The following is a 20,340-nucleotide window of genomic DNA, read 5'->3' on the forward strand; positions in this document are numbered from 1 at the left end:
TGAAACGTCGACTTGGATTTAAGATCAAACCCTATGTAAAAGCGCAAAAAATAAAGTCTACCGCCCAAACGAAAAACCGCTTTAAACGCTCCGGTGACTTCCAGAAGTGTACTGCTTTTCACAAAGTCAGCAAACGATAAAGACTGGACTTGATGCATGACTGCCAGCAATGCACATTCAGTATAATATACGTACCAATACAGTGTCAAAAATACATTGCTGCAGCGGTACCTTTATTTAAAATTGGTATATTGCAGGTCCAGCGGCAGGTTGGCCCCATTAAGCAGCTGCATAACAGCCTGCAGATCATTTTTACTTTTACCCGTTACCCTAAGCTGGTCACCTTGAATCTGACTCTTCACCTTGAGTTTGGAATCACGAATAAGGATATTGATTTTTTTGGCAGCATCCTGATCAATTCCCTGCTTGAAATTCAAACGCTGACGAACAGTACCCGATGAAGCCGGCTCCACTTTTCCATAATCCATATTTTTCAGCGGCAGCCCCCGCTTTGCCATTTTGGACTGCAGTACCTCAATAACCGCCTTTAACTTGCTCTCATCATCTGACACAATCGTTAGAGCGTCTTTATCCAATTTCAAGCTGCTTTTACTGCCCTTGAAATCATAACGATTGCCAATTTCCTTTTCCGTTTGTGTTACGGCATTAGTCAGTTCCTGCAAGTCCATTTTGGACACGATATCAAATGAATTTTCTGAACTCAAAGCGAGTCACCCTTTCAGTTAATCATATGTTCTGTAACATTATAGAGTAAACTCCAATCAAAAGTCTAATATTAGCTGTGTTTAATCATAGAAAAAAGCATTTTTGGTGTACCTTCCGGTCACCAAAAATGCTTGCAGGTTCAGCTGCCTCTAATATCGGCTGCGGTTAGGCTGTCTGAACATATCGAGCACACCAAGAACGATATGCGCAAGTCCAAAGCCCAGTATTCCGTAGCCCCAGGCATTAGGAGTCAGATAATAACCCAGGAGGCTGACAATGATACCTAAACCCGTTACGATCCAGCTGACTGTCATAGCCATCCACCTCACTTCACCATAAGTTAACTGCAATTGAAGACAAACTTATTGTCTCCTCCAGTCAACCAGGTTATTCGCTTGAAGTACCCGCTTCTGAGGAGTCCGTGGTATTCGTACCACTTGTGCCTTCTGACCCCATCGTGGAAGCTGCGCTGTCCGTATCCAATTTAAGTCGAATCCGGTTTGTCGCTTTCCCGTCCGTTACCACTTGACCTCCAACATCAATTGTCGTGGCAGCCGCATAACCGGACTTAATGTACATTCCTGTACTGTCCAGCGTAAATGTAAATGTGTCACCGTCGGCCGTATTGCCATACTCCAGTTTCTCTCCGCTGGAATTTTCCCCTTTGTACACTTCAAGCCAGCTGTTTCCTGTCGCTTTAATTGTTACAGTAACAGGCTGCCCCGCACTTCCGCTAACTTTGAAGTTTGTAATGTTGCCTGATTTTCCATCCTGTGAGACAGTAACTGAGCCAGGTGTAGCCGGATTCGTTCCCTCTTGATTCTCACCTGTTTGCCCATCGGGTTGCCCTTCGGTTTTCCCATCAGTCTGTCCATCGGTTTGACCATCATTTTGTCCATCGGTCTGACCGTTTGTTTCAGTACCGCCGCCGTTGCCGCCCGCATCACCTTTATTGGGATCCTTGGAACCTGAATCGGTCGCAGGAGGATTAGCCGTCTGTCCTTTATCCGTCGAAGGGTCCGGTTTGTCGTCAGCAGGCTTCTGACTATCCGTAATTTTTGTATCATCCAGCCCCTGCGGATTCGCGTCATCTCCCTTGTTGTATGCCATATATACATACAAAAGGACCAGAATCAATATAGGAAATGTCCACATCAGAGCAACAGACATCCATCGGTTACTGCGCTCCGCCGGCCGGTTTGAGCGTTTCTGAATTACCGGCTCCATCGTTGCCTCCGCGGTTTCTGCAGGTACATCTTTTTTATGTCCTTCCAGCAGCTCATCCGGATTGAGTCCTACCGTTTCCGCATAGGTTTTTATAAATGCACGCACATAGAAGCTGCCGGGGAGTACTTTGTAATCCCCTGCTTCTATAGCCTCCAGATACCTCTTGCGAATTTTAGTCATTTCCTGTACATCGTCGAGACTCATCCCTTTTTGCAGCCGGGCCTCTCTTAACTGCTGACCCAGTTCAGACATGCCATCTCCTCCTTATGTTTATCTCTTTAGTTGTTGCTGATCTATTCCATGATTCCGTACGGGGCTTTACAGTTCGTCGGTGTAGCTTGCCGTAAACGTATCATAAATAATTTCTTCGTTAGGATTGTTGCGCAGTTCGATAATAATATCAAAATGATTATAATCATATTCTGATTCCTGTACAAAAATATCCGGGTGCTCAATCACTTTGGTACTCGGCATCGTCATAATGTCCTGAAGCAGGTTATAATGTCTTTCACTGGACCGAATTGTGCTGACGATTCCATCAATAATAAAAACATTGTTCGGATTCAACTCGTCTTCAGACATTTGACTGCGGATCGTTTGACGAAGGAGTGTCGAGGATACAAAAGTCCACCGCTTCATGGCACATACGCTGCCTGCGATGATCGATTCTGTTTTGCCTACACGCGGCATTCCGCGCAAGCCAATAACCTGATTGCCTTCTCTTTTAAATACTTCACCCAGAAAATCAACAAGTAACCCAAGTTCGTCACGAGTGAAACGGAACGTTTTGCGATCATCCGAATCCCGGTCAATGTACCTGCCGTGACGCACAGCCAGAATGTCTACCAGTTTAGGCTGACGCAATGCGGATACGGTAATGCTGTTGACTTTGCCAAGCATCTCTCCGAGCAGACGAATTTTCTCGTCATCATCCGATTCGAGCAGCATGCCGCGTGTTTTGCCTTCCACACCGTTAATGGTCAATATATTGACTTCGAGCATCCCCAGCATAGAGGCAATGTCCCCCAAAAGACCAGGTCTGTTCTTATGTATTTTATATTCCATATACCATTGTTTAGTTTCCATTTATACACCCCGTAATGCATTATTCCACATTATTCGACAACAGCAAAACACGTCCACAGAACGCAATTCTGAGTCATCTTCTAAAAATGGGTCACGTTAATGATATATAAAATGAAAATGAATTACAAGAACAGCTCTGTAATCCGTTTGTAATCATTAGAGAAAAGCCCCCTTGCGGGAGCTCTTCACCTCTTGCCTTATGCGTTTTGTTTGGCCAATTTGACCATCAGGCACGCAATCGTACGACGCTCATCTGCATCGCCGACATCCCATAGTTCCTTCAATGCCCGGTTGGAATGGTTCGCTGGATCAACTTTCTCATCAAGAAAGTCCCCAATCTCGTATGCCAGTTTGTTGATGGTTTCTTCACTCATTCCCATCTTCTCTGCTTGCAGTACGCGATCACCCAGAAACTTCTTCCATGTGTCAAAGTTGGAAACGACTGTTTTTTCTGTTGACATGATAAATCCTCCTTGGCTGACGCATGAGATTTAAAATCAACAGTTGTAATATGTGCTTTACGGGCATTTTATATACGAACTTTTGAAATAAATCACGGCCGTATGGTCAAGAAGAACAGTCCAAGTTACTTTACACGTCTAAATCCCCATACTTTAATAAAAACTTGTCCGTTTCACACTAAGTCAGCCAGCCGCCATTAGGGCTGATAATCTGACCATTAATATAACCGGATTCAGGCAGCGCAAGAAAATAAACCAATGACGAAATTTCGTCCGGCTGCGCCAGCCGGCCAGCCGGGATTTCCTCCTCCAGCATCTTTAATTCACTCTGATCCAGATGCTCCAGCATGGTGGTCTGAACAGCTCCCGGAGCTACAGCATTTACTGTAACGCCTGATGGAGCCAGCTCTTTCGCAAGTGCTTTTGTAAAGGCATTTACTCCGCCCTTGGTTGTGGAATACAGCACTTCACAGGATGCCCCGGACAGCCCCCAGATCGACGAGACGTTGATAATCCGGCCGTATCGCTGGGAGATCATATGCGGCATCATCTCCTGTGTGCACAGAAAGGTACCTTTTAAATTGATGGCCATCACTTCATCCCAAATTTCCTCGGTTACATCAGACAGCAGGCCATAGTGAGATATGCCCGCGTTGTTTACGAGGATATCCGGCAGAAGCTCATGTGAAGCCAGTTTTTCCCGCATGCGCTGAATCTGCTCTCTGCTGCGGAGATCAGCCGACACGGTCATAATGCGTCCATTGCCCTGCTCCATACAGCGTCTGGCCGCTTCGTTAGCAGCTTCGTGCGATTTCATGTAATGCAGTACAACATTCATACCAACGCTGGCAAAGCGCTCTGCAATCGCGGCTCCGATGCCACCGCTTGCACCAGTAACCAGCACGGTCATTTCCCCAATAGCTTTCATTGATCGTTCCCCCCATAAGCTCTCAATGCTGCTCCTCAAACCTCTTAAACAGTCCCGATTCCTCTCCTGATCAAGGACTCACCACGAGCGATACCGCCAGCTGATCCCAGCGAATATGATCCCGCAATCGTTGATTTACATCGTTCAGTGTAATTGCTTCATATAGCGAAAGCATGTTGAAAAAGTCTGCGCCGCGCAGCTGCAGACGCGTGAATTCGCTCGCAATATTCTCAGGTGAGTTCAGCATACGCAAATAACCACCGATCTTCTTTTTACGCGCACGTTCGAAATCGGAAGCCTCAAACCCCTTTTGCACAATCAAATCCACTTCTTCACGTATCCGTTTCAACAGTTGGTCCGGATCTTTGGTATCCCCGCCAACTGCGGAAAAAGCGTATTGAGGTGAGCTGATATAATTATGTCCAAAGCTGTCCGAGATTAAATCCTCATCATAAAGCTTCTGAAACAAGCGTGTACTGGAACCAAATAAAAGATCCATCATGAGCTGTGTAGTTACATCCCGGCAAGCCAGCTCCTCTCCCGAAAGCCCCACATCCGTCTCTTTGAACCCAAACAGACATTTGGGCAGGGAAACCGATAATCTGGCTTCACGTCTTGCCTCTCCCACCTTCTCGGGTTCAGGATCAAAAAATCGCTGAATTTGACCCTGCGGTTCGTAATTTTTCTGTTCCTGATTCGATCGAACCATGCTGATGACCTGCTCAGGGTCAACGCCCCCTACAACAAATAAAAGCATGTTGCTCGGGTGATAAAAGGCTCTGTAGCAAGTGTAAAGCATTTCTTTCGTAATCGTATTAATGGACTCCACCGTACCTGCAATATCAATATGCACGGGATGTTTTTGATACATCGCTTCAATTAATCCGAAATATACCCGCCAGTCCGGATTATCGGCATACATATTAATTTCTTGTTCAATAATGCCTTTTTCCTTATTAACATTTTGGTCCGTGAAGTAAGGGTTTTGCACAAAATCGACTAATGTTTGTATATTTTCGTTTATATTTTCAGTCGCCGAAAACAAATATACAGTCTGATCAAAACTTGTAAATGCGTTGGCAGAAGCACCATGAGAGGCGAACGTTGCAAAAATATCACCCGTAGGTTCCTCAAACATTTTGTGCTCCAGAAAATGAGCAATGCCGTCGGGCACTTTCACTTCTGCCTGTCCCTCCACTTGAAAGTGGTTATCTACAGACCCGTATTGGGTTGTAAATGAAGCATATGTTTTTTGAAAACCTGGCTTGGGCAAAACATAGACGTGCAGTCCGTTATCCATCACTTCATGATATAACGTTTCCTGCAGATGTTCATACTGAATGCTCTCCACGACTATTCCTCCTTCTCGTCCCGCAAGAAATATATCGTATCCAGACGGAACTGCTCTGCTGCCTCTCGAACATCCTGCTTGCTGATCTGTTCGATTTGTGCAAGCAGCTCTTCGGATGTTCTCTCCTTGCCGGACAATTGACGGTTAAAATCGTAGGCAATCATCTCGAATGCCGCATCCTGCATTTCCTTCAACAGGTTGCGGATCATCGCTTTGGTCTGCGACATCTCCAAATCCGTGATATTACCCCTGTTCATTTCCTCAAGCTGCTGCTTGATAATCATGACTGCTTTTTCGTAATTAGGGATTTCAATCCCGGATTGAATGGTCGCAATACCTTTGTGCCCATCATATCTGGAAGATGCATAATAGGCGAGGCTTTCTTTTTCGCGAACATTTACAAATAACTTGGAATGCGGGTAACCGCCAAGAATACCGTTATACAACAGGGCTGCTGCATAGTTATCATCTCCATACGTAATGGATGTACGAAGACCCATATTCAATTTGCCCTGACCAATATTCAATCGTTCAATGACCGTATTTGGCTCCTTGTCCCCACGCACCGCCTTCTGCGCCTGATAGTCAGCGGAAGCCGTACGTTCCAGATTAAAATGACGCTGCACCAGCTGCTCCACTTCTTCAAGTGTCGTATCCCCCACCACATACAGGTCCATACTCGCTTCCCTCAGCCACTTTTCATAAGCAGACGTCAGTTCAGGAGGTTCTATGGCTGGCAGTGCATCTCGTTCACCTAGCGGATGAAGTCTGTACGGCTCATGCTTGCACATTTCTTCAATACAGCGTTCAGCCGCATAACGCATTTTATCATTGACAATGGACTCCAGCTTTTTGCGAACCGTCTCGCGTTCTGCCTGGACATACGCTGTTCTGAATTGTCCATTTTCCCTGGCCGGTTTGGTCAATACTTCGCCCAGAAACGCAAACGAACGATCCAGAAGCTGTTCTCCTCCCCCGACAAAAGAATCGTTAATGGTATCCATACGGAACTGCACAATCTGGTAATCGCCCCGTTTATAGACGTCAAACCCAAAGCCGGCTCCGTACAAATGTTCCAACTGCTCTCGAAACTGCGTTGTTTCCGGATATGCTTCTGTTCCTCGTCTTAATACAAAAGGTGTAAGAGCTGTATGCGTAACTGAGTCCTCACGCAGAAGAACTCCGGCATACAGGGAAATTGCGAACGTTTTGAAACGTTTGGTCGGAAGTACATGTATTCGAAGCTGTTTCCCGCTCCCCCGTTCAAATGCTGCAGTATTCAAATGTCAAAACCCCTTTACGGCGTCATATTGATAACAGTCTTCATCAAGCCTAAACGCAACCACCATTTTAAACCATTCAAAAGCCAAGAAGCAACCGAAGTCGCTTCTCTCCTGGTTGCTTCCCGTTCCGTTACATACAGAATATATGCTGCCCGATCGTTTTCACCTGCGGACGTGTCCAGATCCATTTGGATGTAGCCGTTTTAGGGTTGAAGTAGTACAAGCATCCGCCTGAAGGGTCCCATCCGTTTAACGCCTGTTCTACTGCTTTTTTCGCCTGCGCGTTTGGTTCCAGATAGATCTGCCCATCCGCTACAGCAGTGAATGCCCCTGGCTGAAAGATAACACCAGAAGGAGTTGACGGAAAACTTGGTGAGTTTACGCGGTTCAAAATAACAGCGGCTACGGCTACCTGACCTTCAAACGGTTCTCCCCTTGCTTCACCATATACAGCATTTGCCATAATTTTAAGTTCGTTCTCCGTAAGCCCCAGCGCATTGGCAGAACCCATATTGTCCTGCTCTTTGTTTGCTGTACCTCCACTGCCGCCCCCATCTCCGTCAGATCCTCCTTTGTGAAGAGGGGGTTCTGTAGGTGACCACTTGGTGCTGGCATTGTACAGCTTCAGCTTTGTTTTGGCCCCAACCACACCGTCAGCTTTCATGCCAAATTCGGATTGAAACCATTTCACCGATTTGAGAGTGCTGCTGCCAAAGCTGCTGTCGATCTTGCCATTGTAGAAACCCAGATACTTCAAGCGCCCCTGAAGTTCGTATACGTCCTGTCCGTAACTGCCATATTTCACGGTGCTGCTGCTGAACGTCGGCATCGCTTTTTCCTCTGCCGGTTTGTCGTTATGGGCGGCACTTGGGGCTGCTGTGTGCTCAGGAAGCAAATAACGGATTCCCAGCACGGATATCAGCAAAATAGCCGTGAAAAGCCAAAGGTTCATTTTTCGCATCAATATGCTCTACCTTTCTCTTGTGGAATTTAACAGAATCGCTAAAGTTATTATGACAAGCAAGCTGCCTTCCTATGCACCAAATCATCCGATCTCTGGAGCAATTGGCAAACCTCAATGACCTGATTACAGCTAAAAGCCTCCAACCATAATGGTTGAAGGCTTTCTAAGGCTTTACTATGAGCTTATTTTGCTCTGTTGATACTGCTCCAGCGACACCAGGACTTCACGCGGCTTGCTGCCTTCGTACGGCCCGATGACACCTCTGGCTTCCATGGAATCAATCAAACGTGCGGCACGGGTGTACCCCACCCGCATCCTCCGCTGCAGCAGCGATACTGAAGCCTGCTTCGCTTCAAGAATAATCTGCACAGCCTGTTCGTACAGCTCATCCTGCACTTCTTCCGCAGCCTGATTGGAGTCGTCCACCTCGGGAACAAGGGACTCGTCATACTGCGCTTCACCTTGACCACGAACGTAATTCACAATATTTTCAACCTCTTCATCACTCATAAACGCACCTTGTACACGAATTGGCTTCGATGCGCCCATAGGCATAAACAGCATATCTCCTCGGCCTAGCAGCTTCTCCGCACCGCCCATATCCAGAATGGTGCGTGAATCAACTTGTGAGGATACCCCGAACGCAATCCTTGAAGGAATGTTGGCTTTGATTACACCCGTAATAACATCGACGGAAGGACGCTGCGTGGCAATGATAAGATGAATACCGGCCGCACGAGCCATCTGCGCCAGACGAGCAATCGCATCCTCTACATCTCCAGCGGCTACCATCATCAGGTCGGCCAGCTCGTCCACAATAACCACAATATAAGGCAGAATCGCCGCCGGATTATCCTTCATCAGATTATTGTAACCTTCAACGTTTCGTGTTCCTGACTTGGAAAATAACTCATATCTTTTTTCCATCTCGACCACGATCTTTTTGAGTGCCAGCGATGCTCTCTTTGGATCAGTTACAACAGGCGCCATCAGATGCGGGATTCCATTATATACATTCAGTTCGACCATTTTCGGGTCAACCATCAAAAACTTGACCTCATCCGGCTTCGCTTTGTACAAAATGCTGGTAATAATGCCGTTGATACATACCGATTTACCTGAGCCGGTAGCACCCGCGACCAGCAAATGGGGCATACGAGCCAGATTACCTATGATCGTCTGACCCGATATATCCCGCCCAAATGCAATCGTTACTTTGGATTCTGCATCCTGGAACGTTGCCGTCTCCATGACTTCACGCATCGTGACAACAGATACTTCACCATTAGGAACTTCAATACCAATAGCCGATTTACCCGGAATAGGTGCTTCCATCCGAATATCCTTGGCAGCCAAGGCAAGAGCGATATCATCCGTCAAACTGACAATTCGGCTCACTTTCACCCCGATATCCGGCTGAATTTCATACCTCGTCACTGCTGGACCCCGAACAACCTCCAGAACTTTGGCACGTACACCGAAGCTTTCCAGTGTTGCTTCCAGCTTGCGTGCAGTCTGCATGTAATCCTTCTGATCTGCACCTTTACCACCGTTATGGGGCTTGGAAAGAAGACGGAAGGAAGGCAGTTTGTAAGGCTTCGGGGGGGGTGGCGGTGGTGCAGCAGATGGAACACCTTCTCCTCCCGCAGTGCCCTGCTCCGTTCCCCCATCCACTGTATCACCTGGAACAGCTTCCCCATTGGATGCATCATGCTCAGCATTGGTTTGAGATATGTTGGCTGCAGCACTTGCATTAGGCCATTCGTCTTCTACCAACTCATCTGTAAATTTAATATCTGCTCTGTGCGTTTGATCTGTAGTGCTGCCATTCCCACTCAGGTCGGCCGGGAACGGATAAGCATCGTCCAGATCATCATCTTTGTCCGGGCCCTCTGCTCTGACATGTTCAAAAAAGTCACGGATGATGGGTGCAGAATCAGCCCTGGTCTGTGCTGCATGTGCTGCCGCACCTACTGCTGCTGCACCAGTTCCTTGGCTAACAGATTCTGATTCGCCATGCCATGGCTCGGATGGCAGTTCCTGTCCCACACGATAAACGATCTGTTCTGATTCCAGTGCATCCATCTCGTGTGAATTGTCAGCAGATTTGGATGTCTGACGATGGGCTCCCCATTTTCCGAACAGCTGAAAAAAAATAGGTGCTTTACGTTTGGGTAAATGCCCTTCTTCGGAATCGTAATCGTCGTCTTCCTCTTCATCGTCAACCGGTACTGGCGCCAATTTCCGTACACTGCTTTTCTTGGTCCCTGCTGTCTTGGAAACTGATCTTCTCGCCGGCCTCGACTCGAGCTTCTTGTACATGGAGCTGCCTGCGTCCCAGACCTTGGTTCTGAATATACGTATCAAATCCACATAGGACAGACTCGTAATAAGCATGAAACTGATCACAAACATGACAATCATAATCAGTCTTGCGCCAAGACTGCCAAACAGCCACAAAAATAACGCAAACTGTCCTGCACCAATATACCCGCCGCTAATATCCTTGCCCAGCATGGAGTCGCGCTCACCTGGTGCAGCAGGCGTCAGTAATTCAGTTTGCATATCATTATGTACCTGAGTCAGAACCGCACCTGGTTCCAGCGCACCAACCGGAATCAGCTTTTGGTGCATGGCGGATATGGTACTCATCAGGGTGAGCGCAAAGACCAACAGGACCAATCCGGTCTTACGAGTAGTCCAGCCAGTCGGCCACTTCCGGTGAATCATCACCATCAGCCCATAGTAAATCCCCACCAGCGGAATCGCAAAATAAAACTTGCCAAGCATGAGTCCAAACATCTTGGAAAGCGAACGTCCCACGGTAGCTTCACCCGACAGCGCTATGACGGCCAGTGTAATTAGCACAATGCCATAAATTTCATATTTTAAGACGCCGCTAAATCCGGCACCCTTCTTTTTCCTCTTTTTTCTTCTGGCCAAAATCAGGTCACCCCCAGAAGAATATTATACCATACAAATATATTCCGTACATATGTTCTTTTTCTGCACCATTTGTCTGAATTCGTCGCGTTATGTTGGACTTGTGTTACCCGAAAGCGGAACCGTTGAACCCGGTTGATTGGCCGGGTCCAGATACGCTTCAAGCGGGCACTCAAGTAAACGCACAATAACAGCTTCGGTATCATTGACCGGTCTGACCTGCATTAACAGACCGTTCATTCGGATCTCTTTCGTATCGCCGGCCTCAGTCCACATCCCCGACCACAGCTGCTCCGGTGGCATTACGGTATACATCGTTGTCATTGCGTGTATCCTCCCGCCTGCATCGTCTGTCTCTTATCTCCCATTAACTTGTTCAATTGTGCGATTGCTTGACCAATGCCACCTACTGCATCCATAAGACCATATTTCACCGCATCTGCACTCCCTACAGCCGTACCGATATCCCGATTCAGCTCTCCTGTCTTGAACATCAGTTCTTTGAACATATCTTCGGAAATATTGGAGTGGGATGTTACAAACCGCACAACACGCTCCTGCATCTTCTCCATATATTCAAATGTCTGCGGCACACCAATGACAAGTCCATTCATCCGAATCGGGTGAATCGTCATTGTGGCACTTCCCGCTATCAGCGAATACGTTGAAGCAACTGCAATCGGTACACCAATGCTGTGCCCTCCTCCAATGACAACGGTCACCGTTGGTTTGCTTAAAGAAGCAATCATCTCGGCAATAGCAAGTCCCGCCTCCACATCGCCACCTACCGTATTGAGAATGATCAGAATGCCTTCAATCTTCGGATTTTGCTCTGCCGCTACCAGCTGCGGGATAATATGCTCATACTTGGTTGTTTTGTTCTGTGGGGGTAAAATCAAATGTCCCTCTACCTGACCGATAATGGTCATGCAGAAAATATTGGATTCGCTGGCTGGTGACTGTGTCTGCCCAAACTGCTGAATGGATTCTGTGACTGGAGAGAGCTGCTTCTCCTCCTGCACCGGAATGTCTGGAGCCTCTGTCTCCGGCTGATTGGATCGTGGTATCTGCTTGTCGTTCATCTGATCATTCATATCACTGCTGTCCCCTTCTCCTGTAAGATGTATTGGTTTTCCATTTCCTTAGTATGGGGAATCTGCCAACAAGCTTATACTTTCCAGGGACAATCAATTCCATCAAGCAGCCCTTGAAGCTCATGCTATCTCTGAAAAAAGCAAAAAAAGCCCCTTCTCTACGAGGAACCGTCCAATATTACTCGTAGAAAAGGGGCGACTGTGTGCCTTAATATATGTTTTTCATGAAACTTATTTTAAACTTCCATAATGATTGGCAAAATCATCGGTCTGCGACGAGTTTGCTCATACAGAAAACGTCCAAGTGCGTCTTTAACATTCGTTTTGAGTGAAGCCCACTCATTTACATTCTCGCTCATCAGCTTCTGCAGTGTGCTGCTAACAATACGGTTAGCCTCATCCAGAAGTCCTTCCGATTCACGTACATATACGAATCCGCGGGAGATGATATCCGGACCGGAAACGATTTTGCCATCCTGCTTGCTGAGAGTCACAACTACAACAAGAATACCATCCTGAGACAGCAGCTTGCGATCACGCAGTACGATATTACCTACGTCACCCACACCCAGACCGTCAATCAGTACATTACCTGCAGTTACTTTCCCTGCTTTACGCGCTGCCCCGCCTTGGATTTCAACAACCTCACCGATATCTGTAATGAAGATGTTGTCCGGATCGATGCCTACCGATTCAGCAAGAACTGCGTGACGACGCTGCATCCGGAATTCTCCGTGAATTGGCAGGAAGAATTTCGGTTTCATCAGGTTCAGCATCAACTTCAATTCTTCCTGGCTGCCGTGACCGGAAACGTGAACTCCACTGTTGGCGCCGCTGTAGTGAACATTTGCTCCCAAACGGAACAGTTCATCAATCGTACGGCCTACATATTTCTCATTCCCAGGTACTGGTGTTGCCGCAATGATAACGGTATCTCCAGGTAGGATGTCCACTTTGCGATGCGTCGAACGCGCCATGCGTGTCAATGCTGACATTGGCTCGCCTTGGCTTCCTGTGCACAAGATGACAACACGATCCGCTGCCATCTTACCAACTTCTTCCGGTTCGATAATCATGCCATCAGGGATGTCCAGATAACCGAGATCCGAAGCAATACCTACAACGTTAACCATGCTGCGTCCGATAACTGCGACTTTACGCCCAGTGACCTCTGCTGCATTGATAACCTGCTGAATGCGATGCACGTTGGAAGCAAAAGTTGCAACAACGACACGCTGGCTCGCTTTGCGGAAAATATCTTCCAGCACGATACCCACATTTTTCTCCGATGGTGTGAAACCAGGCTTCTCTGCATTAGTACTGTCAGACAGCAGCGCGAGAACGCCGTTGGTTCCGATCTGTGCCATGCGCTGCAGATCTGCATATTGTCCATTGACCGGTGTATGATCAAATTTGAAGTCACCTGTGTGAACAACAGCACCTTCCGGTGTTTCTACACATACCCCAACGGAATCTGGAATACTATGGTTAGTAGCAAAGAACGATGCTTTCAGCGTCGAACCCAGCTCAATCTCCGAATCCGCATTGATGAGAATACGCTTCGTCTCACCCAGCAAATTGGCTTCTTTCAGTTTGTTCTCAACGAGACCAAGGGTAAGCTTAGTTCCGTATACAGGAACATTCAAGTGTTTGAGGACATATGGCAGACCGCCGATGTGATCCTCGTGACCGTGAGTCAAAATAATGCCTCTTACTTTGTCACGGTTCTCAGTCAAATACGAAATGTCAGGAATGACAATATCAATACCAAGCATGTCTTCTTCCGGGAATTTAAGACCGGCGTCTACGACAACAATATCGTTCGCGTATTGGATAACATACATATTTTTACCAATCTCGCCTACGCCGCCCAATGCAAAAATCATCAGCTTTTCGTTATTATTATTTTTCTTAGACAAATGAATCTGAACCTCCTATGGTAGTTGGACGTCGTACCTTATTTATTTATTGTAAGTTAAGAAAAGTAGTTCATACATTACACCCTTGAATAGGGATGAATGCAAAAGAACACCTTTATTCACGATATTTGGAAGAAGTTCTTCGAAGTTATTCCCCATCCCCAACATATTGGTTCCGAATTGTCCCTCTTAGCCGTTCCTTCCTTTTTCACCGTAAAGCCACACCACTGAAACGATGTCGCTTTCAATTTCAAAAAAATACCGCACCCAGTCACTTGACATCATTATACATGATTAAAAACAGAAAAAACAAGTCACTCTCTCGTTAACCTGTAGGTTTCCCCTTCCTTCTAAAAAAGAAACCTTACAGCACTCGGCAAAAAAAGAACCGCTGCCTCGACTTGAGAGGCGCGGTTCTTTCGCTAAACAAAGCGTTCATGCTTATAATTAATAAACGATTGCAAAATGCATCTGTTTATTTACAAATGCAGCAGATTTTTAATGTAGTTCTGCTCCTCTATCGTTGGAGGAATCAAAGGCAGACGCACTGAACCTACGTCCAGTCCACGTAAAGTTAATGCATATTTCACCGCTACCGGATTGGGTAATGGCTGCGGGCATTCAAACAGACCCTTGAAGAGCGGGAACAGCTTTTGATGAATACGTGAGGCCTGCAGAGGATCTCCGCCATAGAAGGCATCAATCATTTTTTTCATCTCCGCACCCACCACATGACTTGCCACGCTGACGATCCCGTGAGCTCCAACCGCAATAGCTGGCAGACCCGATGCATCATCTCCGGTATAGACTCTGAAGTGTTCCGGTGCACCCGCAGCAATCAAGGTAACCTGCTCCATAGAGGCACATTCCTTCGTCGCCACAATATTCGGGATTTGTGCAAGCCGTAATGTGGTTGCAGCAGACAAGTTGGCAGCAGTACGTGCAGGCACGTTATACAGCATTACCGGCAGCTTCGCTGATGCAGCAATGGCTTCAAAGTGTCTGTACATCCCTTCTTGGCTTGGCTTGTTGTAATAAGGAACAACCAATAATACACCGTCTGCCCCGACACGCTCAGCTTCCTGAGTCAGATGGATGGAATGCGCTGTGTTATTGCTGCCTGTTCCAGCTATAATCCTGCACCGTCCGGCCGCATGTTTCACTGCAAATTCGAATAATTGAACTTTCTCCGTATCACTAAGTGTCGGTGACTCCCCTGTTGTTCCAGAAACCACGAGAGCATCCGACTTTTGATCAACGATTAGGTAATCGATGAGACGTGCCGTTTCCTCCCAATGAATCTCTCCCTGTGCATTGAACGGAGTGACCATTGCTGTAATCAATCTTCCAAAGTCCAATTCGATTTCCTCCCTCAAAACAGGTCTGGCTCAGCTGACTTCGGTCATTTACAAGTGAAGTTCAAATGAGGCGTGAAGCGCCCTCAGAGCCTGAACCATATCTTCTTTTTTGACAAGCACCCAGATGGTTGTGTTAGAATCCGCTGATTGCAGAATCTGAATGTCAGCCAGTGTTAAAGACTCGACAATACGGGCCATGATTCCAGGCACACCGTTGATGCCTCCGCCAATGACGGACACTTTGGCACAGCCAGACAAACTTTGCGGCTTGAGTCCAATCTCCTGCAGGACATGTATTGCTTTCTCGGAATCACTGTCAAAAACGGTATATACTACCCCGGTAGGGGTAACATTAATAAAATCGACACTGATCGAATTCTCTGCCATTGTTTTGAACACTTTCAGCTGCAGACGATCTGCACCACCAGGTACATCCACCGTGATCTGCGTAACATTGCTTACATAAGCAATACCGGTTACATAACGGTCAATAATACCTGTCTGCACATCCTTGAATCCTTCCGGATGCGTAACAAGTGTGCCTTCCGTATCTGCAAAAGTAGATCTTACCCGTACCGGTATCTGGGACTGCATTGCGATCTCAACTGCTCGCGGATGAATGACCTTCGCCCCATGGTGAGCCATATTGCAGATCTCGGCATAACTCACTACCGTTAAAGGACGGGCATCTTCTACAATCCGAGGGTCAGCAGTCAGAATCCCGTTGACGTCCGTATAGATATCCACCATTTCAGCATGCAGGGCTGCTCCTAATGCTGTAGCAGATGTATCACTTCCACCGCGTCCCAGTGTCGTGAAATCGCCCTTTTCCGTCTGTCCCTGGAATCCGGTTACAATGACTACACGCCCCAGCTGAAGCTGTTCCAGCACACGAACAGGACGGACATCCAATATCCGGGCATTCCCGAAATTGTCGTCCGTCACAAAGCCCGCTTGTGCACCGGTCAGCACTGAAGTTGGAATGCCTTCATGTTCAAGCAGACTGCTGAGCGTTGTTGCAGAGATGATTTCACCACAGCACAACAGTAAATCCTTTTCACGCGGGGATAGTGCATTTCCATTCTGCGCTGCCCAGTCAAGCAGTGTATCCGTTGCATAAGGCTCGCCGCGGCGACCCATAGCTGATACGACAATGACCAGATTAAATCCTGTTTCAAGCTCACGTTTAACATGTCGGAGCACATGCTCTCTCGCCTGAACGGTAGAGAGAGATGTGCCCCCGAATTTTTGTACCATGATACGCATCTTTATTCCTCCATTTGTGTACGCAAGAAGACTGGACACGGGTTAAATCAACAAATCGATCACCCTTGGGAGCGTTCCGATGCGATAATCTCAGCAATGTATAGGGCATGGTATGACATGTATTTTCAATACACCTCTCCTGCCTGCTGCTGGTTGCTGCTGCAAACAGGAATGCCCTTATGAACAGGAACGTATTCAGAGGTAGCTGAACAAATCAACTATCGTCCCCCATGATTTCTTTGTCTCTCGAACCCTTCTTCATATCTCCCTACGCATAACCGTTATTGCCCTACTGCAAGCCTCAGCCCTGTGAAGCACGCTCCACAATCATCGGCTGCAGCTGCCTGCCTTCCAGTGCACTCCAGCAGGCTTCTGGAATCAACTCCATTTTGGCAACTAACGAATTCGGTTTTTTTATTGGATCATCTTGACCAAAAGGCACAAAATACAAATATTTCGCCACCAGCAATTTCGCAATATTCGCTGCATTCAAACCAAGACCGTCATTCGTGGAAATAGCCAGCACAAGCGGACGCTGATTGCGCATCTGCGCTTTTGCAGCCATAAGCACCGGACTGTCGGTCATCGCGTTAGCCAGCTTGCTCGTTGTGTTTCCCGTGCATGGAGCAATAACCAGCACATCAAGCAGCTTCGAGGGCCCTAAAGGCTCCGCCTCAACAATTGTAGAGATGATATCGTTACCCGTTATATCTTTCAACTGTTTTTGCCAATTCTGCGCCGTTCCGAAGCGTGTATCCGTCGTTAGTACCGAGTTCGAAATAATCGGAATGACATTTGCGCCTTCGGCCACAAAGCGGCTAATGACCGGCATAACCTCTTCAAACGTACAATGAGACCCCGTAATTGCGTAACCTACCGTTTTACCCTGCCAGTTCATGATTTAACCTCCCGTGCGTTCTGTTCTTCCAAAAGCAAACGGATTAACGCGTCGGCAATAATGCCGCCAGCCGTTTTGGGAGCAACGATGCCGGGGAGGCCTGGTGCAAGCAGTGCTTTGATGCCGCGCTTGTCGGCATATCTGAAATCACAGCCGCCAGGGGCGGATGCAAGGTCAATAATGACTGCTTTTTGAGGCATTCTGGACAGGATTTGTGCTGTGATAATCATAGTCGGTATCGTATTAAAAAGCAAGTCAACTTCCCCGGTTTGAGCGGCCAAATCCGTTATCCTGAAAGGCTTCCACCCCATAATCACTGCCCAGGCTTCATCCTCATCCCGCCTGATTCCAACCCGTACATTAGCTCCCAGTCCCTGCAGTGTTTTTGCCAGCGTGAACCCTGTTCGACCAATGCCAAGTACGATGCATTCTGAGCCGTGAATCGTGAAATCCGTCTCTTTGATTGCTATGGCGATGGCTCCCTCCGCTGTCGGAATAGAGTTGTACAGGGCGATATCATCGCGGTCAAGCACTTCAACAAGCCGAAGACCGTTCTCCTGGCAAAGTTCACGCAAAAACGGCTTTGCCATCCCTGTAAACACGGTGCAGTGCTCCGGCAAGGCAGCTATATGTTCTTTTTTCAAAACAATGAGATCGCTGCTAAACGAAGAATTTACTTTCCCTTGATCATCGCAGCTTACTACAGGCAGCACAAGCACATCTGCGGAAGCAAACACATCATCTTCAAGTCCGCAGTGTTCAATGCCCGGAATATGTTGTTCCAGTTGGTCAAAACCTACCACACTTACCGCCGCATCCAGCTCGGCACACTTTTTAATGACCTCAAGCTGCCTTGCATCTCCGCCCAGAACGACAATCCGGACTCCAGTCAGCATCGGGACGTCACTCCTTTCACCACATGTATGCCTTATCGTATGCAGCGGCCCACATAGGGGTGAAAACAATAAATGCATGAGTTATAGATTCAGCACAAAAAAAGCCGCCCTGTGAAGGACGGCTGTGATGCTCGATACGTTTACTATTTTCACTGCTGTATACGGGAACATGCCGCGTGCTTATTTCCCCGTGTGACCGAATCCGCCTTCACCGCGCACGGTGTCCGAAAGTTCCGCTACTTCCGTTAACTCGATTTCAGGTACTATTTGGAACACGATTTGGGCAATTCGCTCTCCGCGTACAATGGTAAAAGGTTCCTGGCCCAGATTAATGAGCAGCACCTTCACCTCGCCACGATAATCGGCATCAATTGTTCCAGGTGTGTTCAGACAGGTAATACCGTGTTTGAACGCCAGTCCGCTGCGTGGTCGAATTTGAGCTTCCAGCCCCGCGGGCATTGCCATCGCAAGACCCGTCGGGATCAAAGTACGCTGCCCAGGCTGCAGCACAACTTCTTCTTCCAATGCGGCCACAACATCAAAGCCGGCAGCCAGCTCGGACATTTTTTGCGGCAATTTGATATCCTCGTTACCCGGTAATTTCTTTATTTGAACGTAATGCAACCAAATCATCCCTTCTAAGTCCGGCAATCGTCTTGTCTGAAGCACCTACCATGGCAAGCGCAAACGGCTCAGCAAACATCAGATCAAGCACGGCGTCAATATCATTCATCGTAACCTGTTCAATTTTGGCAATCATCTCATCCAGCGTATGATGTCTGCCAAGCATCAATTCATTTTTTCCGAGACGGTTCATACGGCTGCCCGTGCTCTCCAGACTGAGAATCAGACTGCCTTTCAGCTGTTCCTTGCCTTTACGCAGTTCATCCTCGGATAAGCCATTTACAGCCAGATCATGCAGTACCTCTTTGGTCAGATCCAGCACTTCCTTCGTCTGTTTCGGAGCAGTTCCAGCATAGATTGTGAACAAACCGCTGTCTGCATGTGAACTGTGATACGAATAGACGGAATAAGCCAGTCCCCGCTTTTCTCGAATTTCCTGGAACAGTCTGGAGCTCATGCCGCCGCCAATGACATTGTTCAGAACAACCATGGCGAACTGCAGCGGATCCCCAATTTTGCAGCCCGGGAACGAGATACAGATGTGATTTTGCTCCGTTTTCTTTTTGTGAAAGAGCTGTCCACTTTGGAATGCGGGCAGTTTCACTTCCTCCGTTACCCCTTGAACATCAAACTCACCGAAGTGTTTCTCCATCAGTTCAATCACACTGTCGTCGATGTTGCCCGCAATGCTGATGACGGTGTTTTCGATGGTATAATGTTCCTTCATATATGCACGCAAATGACTGGAATCCATTACTTTGAGACGTTCTTCTGTACCCAGAATTGGATATGCGAGCGGATGCTCGCCGTATGCGGCCAAAGCCATCAGATCATGGACCATGTCGTCAGGTGTGTCCTCATACATTGAGATTTCTTCCAAAATGACGTTTTTCTCCTTCGCCAGTTCACCCTCGTCCATTTTGGAGCGGAAGAACATGTCAGATAACACATCCACTGCGATTGGCAGATGTTCATCCAGCACTTTTGCATAATAACAGGTATATTCCTTAGACGTAAATGCATTCACATTACCGCCAATGGCGTCAAACTGCTCCGCAATGGCTTTGGCATCGAAACGATCCGTTCCCTTAAAGAGCATATGTTCAATAAAATGGGATACTCCGTTATTTTCGGTCCGCTCATTGCGTGAACCTGTTTTGACCCATATTCCAAATGAAACGGAACGACAGGTCGGAATTTGCTCCATCACAACTCTGAGGCCATTGCCCAGCTGAATTTTTTTCACGGTGGCCCTCCTACATCTCTATAATTGTCATGATCTCAATCTACGCAGATTGATATCGACATTTGGTTCC

19 protein-coding genes are annotated in these 20,340 nt (G+C 47.4%); all 19 read right to left on the minus strand.

All coding sequences use genetic code 11. The annotated features are described in order from the left end of the window. Positions 1-233 precede the first annotated feature (233 nt). On the minus strand, positions 234-725 hold the full coding sequence (locus tag ABXS70_RS14775; protein WP_342555523.1) for a YajQ family cyclic di-GMP-binding protein: 492 nt from the start codon (positions 723-725) through the stop codon (positions 234-236). Positions 726-875: 150 nt separating this feature from the next. After that, positions 876-1,040 carry a hypothetical protein gene (locus ABXS70_RS14780; protein ID WP_167375816.1) on the minus strand — a complete coding sequence of 55 codons (165 nt, stop codon included), beginning with the start codon at positions 1,038-1,040 and terminating at the stop codon, positions 876-878. A 73-nt stretch (positions 1,041-1,113) separates the two neighbouring features. Further along, a complete protein-coding gene (locus ABXS70_RS14785) occupies positions 1,114-2,205 on the minus strand; it encodes a RodZ family helix-turn-helix domain-containing protein (RefSeq protein ID WP_342555522.1) in 1,092 nt (363 codons plus the stop codon). Positions 2,206-2,271: 66 nt separating this feature from the next. Next, positions 2,272-3,039 (minus strand): DUF3388 domain-containing protein, encoded by a 768-nt coding sequence (locus ABXS70_RS14790; protein WP_342555521.1) that lies wholly within the window; start codon positions 3,037-3,039, stop codon positions 2,272-2,274. Between the two features lie 197 nt (positions 3,040-3,236). Further along, the gene (locus tag ABXS70_RS14795; protein WP_110893047.1) at positions 3,237-3,500 is read right to left on the minus strand and encodes a DUF3243 domain-containing protein; all 264 of its coding nucleotides are present in this window, start codon (positions 3,498-3,500) and stop codon (positions 3,237-3,239) included. Positions 3,501-3,678: 178 nt separating this feature from the next. Further along, positions 3,679-4,428, minus strand: coding sequence for a 3-oxoacyl-ACP reductase FabG (fabG, locus tag ABXS70_RS14800; RefSeq protein WP_342555520.1), 750 nt, complete (start codon positions 4,426-4,428; stop codon positions 3,679-3,681). Positions 4,429-4,498: 70 nt separating this feature from the next. Beyond that, complete coding sequence (locus ABXS70_RS14805; RefSeq protein WP_366288816.1) at positions 4,499-5,779, minus strand: pitrilysin family protein; 1,281 nt, start codon at positions 5,777-5,779, stop codon at positions 4,499-4,501. Between the two features lie 2 nt (positions 5,780-5,781). Then, positions 5,782-7,062, minus strand: a complete 1,281-nt coding sequence (locus ABXS70_RS14810; RefSeq protein WP_366288819.1) for a pitrilysin family protein — start codon at positions 7,060-7,062, stop codon at positions 5,782-5,784. A 130-nt stretch (positions 7,063-7,192) separates the two neighbouring features. Further along, positions 7,193-8,023 (minus strand): spore cortex-lytic enzyme, encoded by an 831-nt coding sequence (gene sleB / locus ABXS70_RS14815; protein WP_342555517.1) that lies wholly within the window; start codon positions 8,021-8,023, stop codon positions 7,193-7,195. Between the two features lie 177 nt (positions 8,024-8,200). Further along, the gene (locus tag ABXS70_RS14820; protein ID WP_366288822.1) at positions 8,201-10,969 is read right to left on the minus strand and encodes a DNA translocase FtsK; all 2,769 of its coding nucleotides are present in this window, start codon (positions 10,967-10,969) and stop codon (positions 8,201-8,203) included. 90 nt (positions 10,970-11,059) lie between these two features. Further along, positions 11,060-11,293 carry a YlzJ-like family protein gene (locus ABXS70_RS14825; protein WP_342555515.1) on the minus strand — a complete coding sequence of 78 codons (234 nt, stop codon included), beginning with the start codon at positions 11,291-11,293 and terminating at the stop codon, positions 11,060-11,062. Further along, positions 11,290-12,063 carry an ATP-dependent Clp protease proteolytic subunit gene (locus ABXS70_RS14830; protein ID WP_366288826.1) on the minus strand — a complete coding sequence of 258 codons (774 nt, stop codon included), beginning with the start codon at positions 12,061-12,063 and terminating at the stop codon, positions 11,290-11,292. Before ABXS70_RS14830 ends, ABXS70_RS14825 begins: the two co-directional genes overlap by 4 nt. 236 nt (positions 12,064-12,299) lie before the next feature. Next, complete coding sequence (locus ABXS70_RS14835) at positions 12,300-13,982, minus strand: ribonuclease J (protein ID WP_342555513.1); 1,683 nt, start codon at positions 13,980-13,982, stop codon at positions 12,300-12,302. 479 nt (positions 13,983-14,461) lie between these two features. After that, entirely contained in the window at positions 14,462-15,340 is an 879-nt protein-coding gene (gene dapA / locus ABXS70_RS14840) for a 4-hydroxy-tetrahydrodipicolinate synthase (protein WP_366288829.1), read from the minus strand. 48 nt (positions 15,341-15,388) lie between these two features. Then, positions 15,389-16,606, minus strand: a complete 1,218-nt coding sequence (gene dapG / locus ABXS70_RS14845; protein WP_342555511.1) for an aspartate kinase — start codon at positions 16,604-16,606, stop codon at positions 15,389-15,391. Between the two features lie 301 nt (positions 16,607-16,907). After that, positions 16,908-17,504, minus strand: coding sequence for a dipicolinate synthase subunit B (locus ABXS70_RS14850; protein WP_342555510.1), 597 nt, complete (start codon positions 17,502-17,504; stop codon positions 16,908-16,910). After that, positions 17,501-18,400 carry a dipicolinate synthase subunit DpsA gene (gene dpsA / locus ABXS70_RS14855; protein WP_342555509.1) on the minus strand — a complete coding sequence of 300 codons (900 nt, stop codon included), beginning with the start codon at positions 18,398-18,400 and terminating at the stop codon, positions 17,501-17,503. Before dpsA ends, ABXS70_RS14850 begins: the two co-directional genes overlap by 4 nt. A gap of 180 nt (positions 18,401-18,580) precedes the next feature. Beyond that, positions 18,581-19,033: a dUTP diphosphatase gene (gene dut / locus ABXS70_RS14860; protein WP_366288834.1), complete on the minus strand. Its 453-nt coding sequence runs from the start codon at positions 19,031-19,033 to the stop codon at positions 18,581-18,583. After that, positions 18,990-20,270 (minus strand): pitrilysin family protein, encoded by a 1,281-nt coding sequence (locus ABXS70_RS14865; RefSeq protein ID WP_366288837.1) that lies wholly within the window; start codon positions 20,268-20,270, stop codon positions 18,990-18,992. The genes dut and ABXS70_RS14865 overlap by 44 nt, the downstream gene beginning before the upstream one ends. Positions 20,271-20,340: the final 70 nt, after the last annotated feature.

Source organism: Paenibacillus sp. AN1007 (genome assembly GCF_040702995.1).
Taxonomy (GTDB): Bacteria; Bacillota; Bacilli; order Paenibacillales; family Paenibacillaceae; genus Paenibacillus.